The organism is Vibrio sp. 10N.222.46.A1, from assembly GCF_041473595.1.
Lineage (GTDB): Bacteria > Pseudomonadota > Gammaproteobacteria > Enterobacterales > Vibrionaceae > Vibrio > Vibrio tasmaniensis_A.
This window is the reverse complement of record NZ_JBFRSN010000139.1, coordinates 996-9842: the sequence shown is the minus strand read 5'-3', so window position 1 is coordinate 9842 and position 8847 is coordinate 996. Positions and strand designations below refer to the sequence as shown.

The following is an 8847-nucleotide window of genomic DNA, read 5'->3' as shown; positions in this document are numbered from 1 at the left end:
ATATATTGTCATGGTGGTCAAATATGGGATATATTATATGAAATTTCTAAAAACAAATTCATTTAAAAAACTATGTTTACTCGCTTTTTTATTTAATATTAATAGCGCTTTTTGCTCTTCCACTGGACCTAGAGAGGAACCTTTTTCGAGGCTTTATCTTGAAGGCACCTATGTGAATTTATCGCCAAATTCTAAAATATACGCCAATAATAGAATGCAGGCCGAAATTGAAATTTATTATCAGTTGAAATCTAATTACACGTTTGACAATGCAAGTCTCAAAAAACTCTATACGGCGGAAACGATTGACTCGCTCTCCGTCTCAGATTCTCACAGCGGGTATGTATTAGATATCAGGCTTGAGGATGGAAGTAACCGAAACAGACGAAGAGAAGGCTATAGGAGTGTTTCTAAGTTTGTTTCAGGTAACCGTGCAGATGTTTATCATCTGTGTGTCCAAGCGACGGCCACCAATAATATCACTGGTGAATCTCTTACCCAAAATACTTGTAATGGAACCACAAACAAATCTTCTGCCATCGTCGAATTGTTGACCCCAAGAACCTTTACCAGTTCAGATTTTACCTACGAAACAAGCAATAGCGGATGGAGTGATGGGGCCATTCTTCATCTCCAGAAGTATAAGCCTAACAATTTTACGCTCCAGAAAGTTTGGCAAGAAGGGGGGCTGAGATTTAATAATGACCACCATAGGTTGCTGGGGACTTATAGCAACAGCCAGTCCTCTTCCGCCTTATACTGGATATATGATACAGATGCTGGCCATATCAACATACCATTTTCAACTACCTATGACACTGGCTGGAAAGACCGGGTTGTCTATGGCGATCTCAATACAGATGAGGCCATTATATTCGTCAGCTCATTTGGGCGCGGTATTTACAGCAGCAACTCTGCTAACATCTCTAAAGCATTTCCTCCCTATGACTGGAACCAAAGTATTAGTCCTGATGGAAAAATAGTGTATTTCGAAGATAAATTTGGCAATAGAGGATACTTTAGTTTTTCAAGAACTAGCTACAATGATTATTTCGAGGAAGGGTACTATTTAAGAAGAATACATAGTGAACATAATTAATAGGTGATTAATAAAATGTCTTTTTTATCGAATGCACATAACTTCTCAATTATTAATAATTCAGGTGTCGATCCTAGGACTGGGGCTTATATATGTTCAATAAGGCTCGCTGATTTTCTATCACATAAAACCGTAGGTTCTCCCATTTCCTTGGTATTAAACTATCGTGCCGAAAGTGTTCGAGATGAAGGGTTTGGGAGAGGCTGGCTACTTTCTTTAAGTCGTTTTGAAAAAGAAGATAGTATTATTTACCTGAGCTCAGGCCAAAATTATAAAGCGATTTATAATCATCAGACTAATGAATATAAACTCCCATACAGAAAAATTAAAGATATTAAGTTACTCTATTCTCTCAGTAATAATGAAATTAATGTTATCTATAAAAGTGGGATTGTAGAATCGATAGACTATGAAACGGGAGCCTTGAAAAAGATCACCTCCATCCAAGGCTTGGAAACAACATTCCACTATAGAGAGAGTGACCAAACTAGCAAATTGTGGAAAATAACGGATGGCTCAGGAAGAGAATTACGGATAGATTATTGGTCTGAAGACTTAAAAACAACGGTCACACAGGTTGTAGGTGGAGAAACCTATCAAACACTGGTTGTTGATAAAGAAAGCAATGGTATTTATAAAAGATTAACAACGCTTCATTTACCTGATGACGAGTCGAATATCACTTTTGAGTACGAATACCTGAGTAATATTAACTATGACCTCCTGACAGTCTTTTCTCATCCCAGTGGCCTGAAAGAAATCCTCACTTACCAAAATGAAGGGCACAGCTTTCCGAGCGGTGGGCCGGTCAGTAAAGTCCCTTATGTGACTATGCATCGATTTGTCGCTGGGAATAATCAACCTGACCGAGTAACAAACTATACTTATTCAGATAAAAACTATCTCGGTTTTGCTAGTGAAGCCGCGTTCGTCAATGGAGAAGATACTCTATTCAAATCTAGGAGTGACTATGAGTATAGTAGTGTCGAGAAAATAAATAGCACGCAATCCATAACACGGTCTTATAATAAATATCATTTACAAAAATCTATAGAATATCGCCACAATGAGGTTCTTTACAGAAAAGAAGAGTACGTTTATTACGCGGAGATAAATACCAGTATTGAGCATCAACCAGCCAATTACTCATTTCTGAAGGAAAAACATGAAACTCACTATGAAGATTCTGATTCTAGAACGTTTGTCCATAAGTATCAGTACGATGATTATGGGAATCAAACCTTAATTCGAGAGATAAATGGTGATCAAACGAAGCGAGTCTATTACACCTCTTCAGGAGAAGGTCAAGCATGCCCTCCAGAGCCTAATGGGTTTGTTGCCTTCCTGCAGGAAGAAACTTTCCAGCCAGCTTCCTCTATTACTAGTCATGAACAAGAGAGGAAAAGTGTCTTCACCTACCAATCCTTACCCCGCATCGGAGGAGGCAACTTTGTCGTCCTTAAACATGAAGAGAGCTCTCTGAGTCGTGTAGATTATGTTTACTTTAACAATGTTGAAGAGCTTACTCATGGTCAATTACAAAAAACCTCTACTTTTATCAATGATTTTGTTTCACGAAAGGACTTGTCGTACCGTTATACCGACCAAGATGTTGAAATTACAAGCGCACTAACAACACATGATAATTTAGTCGTTACCACCCAAGTCAAGCATGATTTAAAGAGTGGTGAAGCCGTTCAGTGGGTCGATAGTGAAGGAGTTATCTCAAGTTGTCGATACGATCTTCTTGGTAGGCGGACTCGAGAGATAAAGGCGGAAGGGACGGATTATGAAGCGGTAGTGAAGTATGTATATCGTGTTGGTGATGGGCTCAATCAATTGAAGAGCATAGAGCCTACCGGTATCCAAAGCGTCGAAGACTACAACAATGCAGGCAAGGTCATTAAGACAAAACGAAGTGATCTTAATGGTCAACTCATCGTGTTGAGTGAACTCAGCTATAACAGCCTGGGTCAATTGATTGAGCAGCAAGAATTTGATAACTTTTCGACCAGTTCTTCAATGGTAACTAACTACGAATACGATGCCAGAGGCAACCTTAGTAAAATCACCCACCCAGAGGGAAGGGTAGAAGTCATCAAGCAAAACCCCGTCAAGATGACTATAAACTATTCGATACAAGGTTTGCTTTCAGAAATTCGTTCTTTTGATTTAATGGGTAACTTATTAACAAAGGAGCTGCTCAACAGTCATGGGAAACGGTTAGCGTTTTTCCAGAATACTTATGATGCCTTAGGCAACTTGGTGTCGAGCACAGACCAGAAAAGTCATACTGTTGAATACACCTATGATACCGCAGACCGAGTTGTTTCAACACGTCAAATCTACGATGGTGAAACGCTTGAAATATCAAAAAAATACGTCCGTTACAGCCATGATCTTTTGCCTGTTGAAACCAGTGTTAATAATAAAACCATTGGGATTAGGGTGTATGACGGGCTATCTCGCATGGTATCTGAAGTGTCGAGTTCTGGAACTGAAAAACAGTCTTTTAGCGGGGCTTCTCCAATTCCCACGAGGGTTGTTATGGCGGATGGTAATGAACTCGAGATAACGTACAATAAGTATTTGAAGAAAGCCACGGCCTATAATGTTTCAGGCAACGAAGCGTTGAATGTCACCTATCACTACGACGCAAAATCTGGTCATCTAGTACGTGCAGAGAATAAAAATCTCATCAGTGCTTATGTGTACTTTAAAGATGGGATGACGAGAGAGGAGATGGCGTTTTTCCCCAATACGTCTGTTAGACTTTTTAGCTTTGAACAATATCACCTTTCAGGCAGGCTGGATTTTAAGCACGATTATTTTGGTAACGTCGTTAGATACAGCTATGACCGCTACGGAAGAATGTTTTATATCGAATATATTAAGCAAGATTCGAATAATGAGAGTGTCCATACATTCAGCACTTTAAATTATGATCACTATAGTCGCTTGGTCGGATGTGATACTTATAGGGGAAATGATCACCTTCAAATTAAACTAGAATTAAACGATGTCGGACTAGAAACGAAAAGAAGTGTTCATCTAAACTCTCAATTACAGTTTTCTTTGCAACAAGTTTATAACGATGAACTTCAAATCAGCCTAAAGACACTCGAAAGAGACAACAAAACAACGGTTGAAAAAATGTCATACGATGATTTCCATCGACTAGTTGATTATCAGTGTGATGGCTTTGAACACCCCAAAGATACATTTGGCAACAAAATCATTCGACAGCAATATAGTTATGACTTGTACGGCAATATAACCAAACTTATCACGTTTTTTTCAGACGGTACCGACAATATTTGTACATATACTTATGATACTGATGACGTGGTGCGTCTTGCGTCAATCTCTAATACCCACATTAGCTACTCTGAATCGGCTAACTTAACTTATGACACATCAGGAAACATAACTAAAGATGAGCGGGGGGCGCTTTATCATTATGACGCTCTTGGTCAATTGAATTCAACTTCTCTGCCTATTAACAACAAGTCTTATCAATTCGAATACGACGCTCAAGGCCGTGTAGTGGCGCAAATTGGGCAAGACGAACCCAAGATGGAGCTTTATTATCAAGGTGACCAGATAGTCAACGAATTATACGATGGATGGCACACTTGTTACCATAACGTGGGTGGTTTATGGACGGACCGTACTATTTCTTCGTACCTCAAGTTTAATATCAGCCCTTCAAATTATGATACCTCGGTGCATCTTGCTGAACATCAATACTTACTAGGAAACGCCCAACATAGTGCTATCGCTACTCTAACCTCACACCATGGCGATGATACTATTTCGACAGAATACAAAATGTACACCCCCTATGGACAAGGTTGAGGTGAATGCGTGATTTATAGAGGAAATGTTTATCATGAATAAGAATTATGGTTCATCCGGTGTTAATCAAAGATATATAGATCTATCAAAAAGAACTTTTATCAAGTATTCCACCTCATTGGCTGCTTTATCCCCGTTTATTTACTTTACTCCAAGATTTCTCTTAGCTGGCGAAGCCTTTAAATCAAAATTTGAATCTTCAGGGTTAATTGTGCCTGTTAAATTTTCTCAGAGTCGGTTAGGTTTTAATGGCGAACGTGAGATTAGCGACATTGGTTCAGGGCTATATCATTTAGGCAATGGTTTTCGGATTTATAGTTCAGGTTTGACTCGCTTCCATTCTGCAGATGTGTTGAGTCCTTTTGGAGAGGGAGGGAGTAACTCCTATAGCTATTGTTTTGGCGATCCTGTGAATTTGCGTGATCCCAGCGGAAAGTTTGCGATATCCAGTTTAATTATAGGGGCGATTGTAGGGGCAATTCTAGGGGCGGGCATCTCCGCAACTGCAGAAGGAATTCGTGCGATAGTGACGGATACGCATTTTGAATGGGAACAAGTTGGGATTGGGGCCGCACTTGGCTTTATCTCAGGAGGATTTGGCGCGGCAGCAACGGGAGCAAAAACCAGTGTACAAGTGGGCCTCGCGATTGCTGATGCTTCTGTGTCAAGTGCAGTTAGCTTTGGTCTTGAATTGGCGACTGGCTCAAGTGCCAAAGATGCCGCTTTAAATGCGGGAATTGGGGCGGTAATAGGCCTTGTAACGTTTGGGGCAGGAAGAGGGATCGGGGTGGCTCGTAGCAGAAGAGCATTGATGGCTACACGACGCCAAGCGATGGAGATGGTTGAGTTAAGACATTGGTCCCCTCTTGAAGATCTCACGACCATAACAAGGCAGCGCTCACCAGGTTATCAAAGAACAGCAGCTATCTACAGGAGCGCCGACGATTATGTCTACAGCCATGGGGGGATTGGGTTAACCATGACGCCAGATGGTTTTAAAACAGCTGGACGGCTTGCGGAGTATCTACCAGAGGGCGCGCGAAGCGTTCAGAGGTTTAATTTGCAAACCTGTTTCGGGGCGACCGGAGGAAGCATGTTTTCTCAAGGGCAGGCTTTAGCCAATCATCTAAATACTAGAGTGGTTGCTTGGCCAGGTAACTACGTCCGCAACCTACCCGCAACTTCAGGGAGAGTGTTCAGACCTCAAGCCCCTGCATTAGCCAGGGTGACCAATAGCTTCAATACCGCGGCTGGTAACCTGAATAAACTCGTCATTTATGGTAGGAATCCGTCTTGGTTATGATAGTTAGAATGACAGTAATTTTTAACTAATGTGCTTTTTTACAAAAAATCTAGAGGTAAGTTGGTGGGGATAGGGGTTGTTGCCAAATTTGGGTAAAAGTAAAAAACTTCTGTCTGGCCTTTTGCCGAGTCCCGTCCTATGGCTAACTTTTAGTTCAAATGGAAACATAATATTCTCCCAGTTTGGTTGTTTATTTCATTATTGTAGCGGATTACTACAGGTGGATGCCGGCATTGCAACTGAGCTTGAAGCAGCAGCGAGTGAGAGCGTCCGGTTATTGGTTCTTTATCATCGAGGGGGAATTCACGCTCAAGCGATAATGTAACACTCTTCTTGTCTGGGCCTTCATTAGTATTAGAAGTGCTTATCTCACTGGCATATGACACTTTTAACATTGAAGGTTGCAACCCGATCGCTGTCGCATTCGCAATGAGCAACCCAGGCTCGGTATCACCTTGTTGAACAAAACCAGCAGAACGGGCTGGTAGGAGTAACTCTAACTCGAGGGGCGAGTCGTTGGGGATGATGCTTAAAATCGGTGTGCTTGGCTGCCCACTTTGGCTTGATAGGCAAGATAAAATGGCGACCACTTAAGTTAGGTGTGTTAGTAGAGGGGATGACGAGCGGAGATTGCATTGTGTTTGCTGAAGTCAGTCGAATTGCACGTTCAACGTTACAAGTACTAGAGGTACTCGAAGTGTGCATGAAAAAGAAAATTAATGTCTATATTGCAAAGGAAAACTTACAGTTATATGGCTCGAGGCAATCTCATATCACCGCTAAGGTGCTAGGAATTGCGGCAGAAATCGAGCGTGAGTTGATCTCGCTGAGAACGAAGGAAGCGCTCGCCGCCAGAAAGAAAAACGGAATGATTCTCGGAAGACTGAAGGGCCAAGCCGAGAGGGTGAAGCGCCGAGTACGCTGCGTGACTATATGAAGCTAAGGGTTAAGAGAGTTGTGAAAAGTGCTTGGCGGGAGACATGTGCTTACCAAAAACGGCTGCAATAATGAGGAGCTCTTGTTTTCGAATGTAGTAAATCACATGGTGCTTCAAAGGAAAGCGGAAGTAGTCTTGGCCCAACTCTGAAACTTCTATGCCGATCAACTTATTGCTAGCCAGTAATTCCATTGATTACTTTAGTTCTGAAAAGTAAGTGGTCCATTGTGTTTGCCCCCATCGCTCTAATGTATAGCGACGAATATCAATGAGATCAGACTGCGCTGCATAAGAAAGCTTATATTGCGTCATTAATCAAATTTACCTTGGTCAAGTGCATTCATGAAATCGTCACCGTCGACTAGGTTATCTGATAGAACATCGGCCTCTGCTTGTTCGAAGCGCGATTTCACCACCATCAATTTCAGGGCTTCAAGTTGCTCATATTCTTCACAAGACATCATCACCGCAACCGGTGAACCGTTCTTATTGATTTGTACGGGTTCACGTTGAGCCTTCATTAGTAAATCGCCAAATTTAGTTTTAGCTGTATTAGCAGTAAGTGATTGCATAATATTCTCCTTTTCGTTCATTATAAACGAATCGAACGCTTTAACTGATTTGTATGATTTTAGTTATACGGTTAATCCAATGGCGTGTCCATAAAGGTGTAATTTAGTGGATACGACTTGTTACCCCTCTCAGAACTGTCCAGTTAGTCTTTTAAATGTATATGTACACTTAATTAAAACTATCTTAATGTTCACTTTAGGGTTCATTTCATGAAAATTGGCTATGTCCGTGTCAGTATTCAAGACCAAACGCTCGACGTTCAACTTGAACAGGTTAAAGCTATAGGTTATGAAAAATTCACCAAGAGCAAGCGAGGGGGGGGAATCCCCAGAGAGAGAACTGCTTAACCTGTTGCTGGACTTTGCGAGGGAAGGGGATGTTATTCACGTTACTAAAGTCGACCGTATTTTGATCGTAATACCATTGATGCTTTGCAAATTGCTGAGCAGCTAGCGAGAAAGAAAGCCGGTTTGGTCTTTCATTACTTGGGCGATTTGGATATTAACAGTGATGTGGGCAGAGCGCGCGCTCAGAAGGGAGGCACCTCTAAGACGCTCACCAACTCATTCAAGAGATTGCAAACCAAAGGCATGAATAAACTGAGCTCAGTAAAGAGTTAGGGTGTAGTCGGACGACTGTTTATAAGGTCTCGGGATAAAAGTGTAGGTGAATTTGTAAAAAATCGTATTTTGCAGGGCAGCAGGAAGATATATGTTAACTTCAAATTAAACCTTTACAAAAACGAGATAATGGATAATAATGTCATCGCTCTGTTGTTCAGAGTTATTAAATGAAACATCAAGTTGTAAAAGTAAAACCCTCAGAATTCCTCGTTATTGTTGTTTTCCTCAGTGTTTCCCTTAGCTTCATAGATACATTAAATAATTCCAGCTCTCAGCGCATCGCATTTTGCGATTAATTTTTATCTTATATAAGGGACACAATATGTCTAACAAAACAAATGGCGTAGTAAAATGGTTTAACGAAGAGAAAGGTTTTGGTTTTCTAACTCAAGACAACGGCGGTGCTGACGTATTCGTTCACTTCCGTGCTATCGCATCTGAAGGTTTCAAGACT

The 8847-nt window shown here is 41.1% G+C and carries 5 protein-coding genes and 3 pseudogenes; 6 read left to right on the top strand and 2 right to left on the bottom strand.

The window, feature by feature from the left end:
- The 4 genes and pseudogenes from AB4496_RS05020 to AB4496_RS05005 form a co-directional block, all read left to right on the top strand.
- Positions 1-1099: hypothetical protein (locus AB4496_RS05020; RefSeq protein ID WP_372090877.1), on the top strand; the 1099-nt coding region annotated here is incomplete at its 5' end.
- Between the two features lie 15 nt (positions 1100-1114).
- Positions 1115-4957 (top strand): RHS repeat protein, encoded by a 3843-nt coding sequence (locus tag AB4496_RS05015; protein WP_102258027.1) that lies wholly within the window; start codon positions 1115-1117, stop codon positions 4955-4957.
- A 34-nt stretch (positions 4958-4991) separates the two neighbouring features.
- Complete coding sequence (locus AB4496_RS05010) at positions 4992-6260, top strand: RHS repeat-associated core domain-containing protein (RefSeq protein ID WP_016800081.1); 1269 nt, start codon at positions 4992-4994, stop codon at positions 6258-6260.
- A 568-nt stretch (positions 6261-6828) separates the two neighbouring features.
- Positions 6829-7170: pseudogene (locus tag AB4496_RS05005) on the top strand (recombinase family protein); the annotation flags it as partial.
- Between the two features lie 36 nt (positions 7171-7206).
- Here the strand turns inward: AB4496_RS05005 and AB4496_RS05000 are convergent.
- Together AB4496_RS05000 and AB4496_RS04995 are read right to left on the bottom strand one after the other, a co-directional pair.
- Positions 7207-7509 (bottom strand): annotated as a pseudogene (locus AB4496_RS05000) (type II toxin-antitoxin system RelE/ParE family toxin).
- Positions 7509-7769 carry a type II toxin-antitoxin system Phd/YefM family antitoxin gene (locus AB4496_RS04995; protein WP_069592240.1) on the bottom strand — a complete coding sequence of 87 codons (261 nt, stop codon included), beginning with the start codon at positions 7767-7769 and terminating at the stop codon, positions 7509-7511. Before AB4496_RS04995 ends, AB4496_RS05000 begins: the two are co-directional and overlap by 1 nt.
- 210 nt (positions 7770-7979) lie before the next feature.
- Here AB4496_RS04995 and AB4496_RS04990 point away from each other — a divergent pair.
- Both AB4496_RS04990 and AB4496_RS04985 read left to right on the top strand, forming a co-directional pair.
- Positions 7980-8428, top strand: a pseudogene (locus tag AB4496_RS04990) (recombinase family protein).
- Positions 8429-8715: 287 nt separating this feature from the next.
- The coding region (locus AB4496_RS04985) for a cold-shock protein (RefSeq protein WP_372130652.1) at positions 8716-8847 on the top strand (132 nt) is incomplete at its 3' end.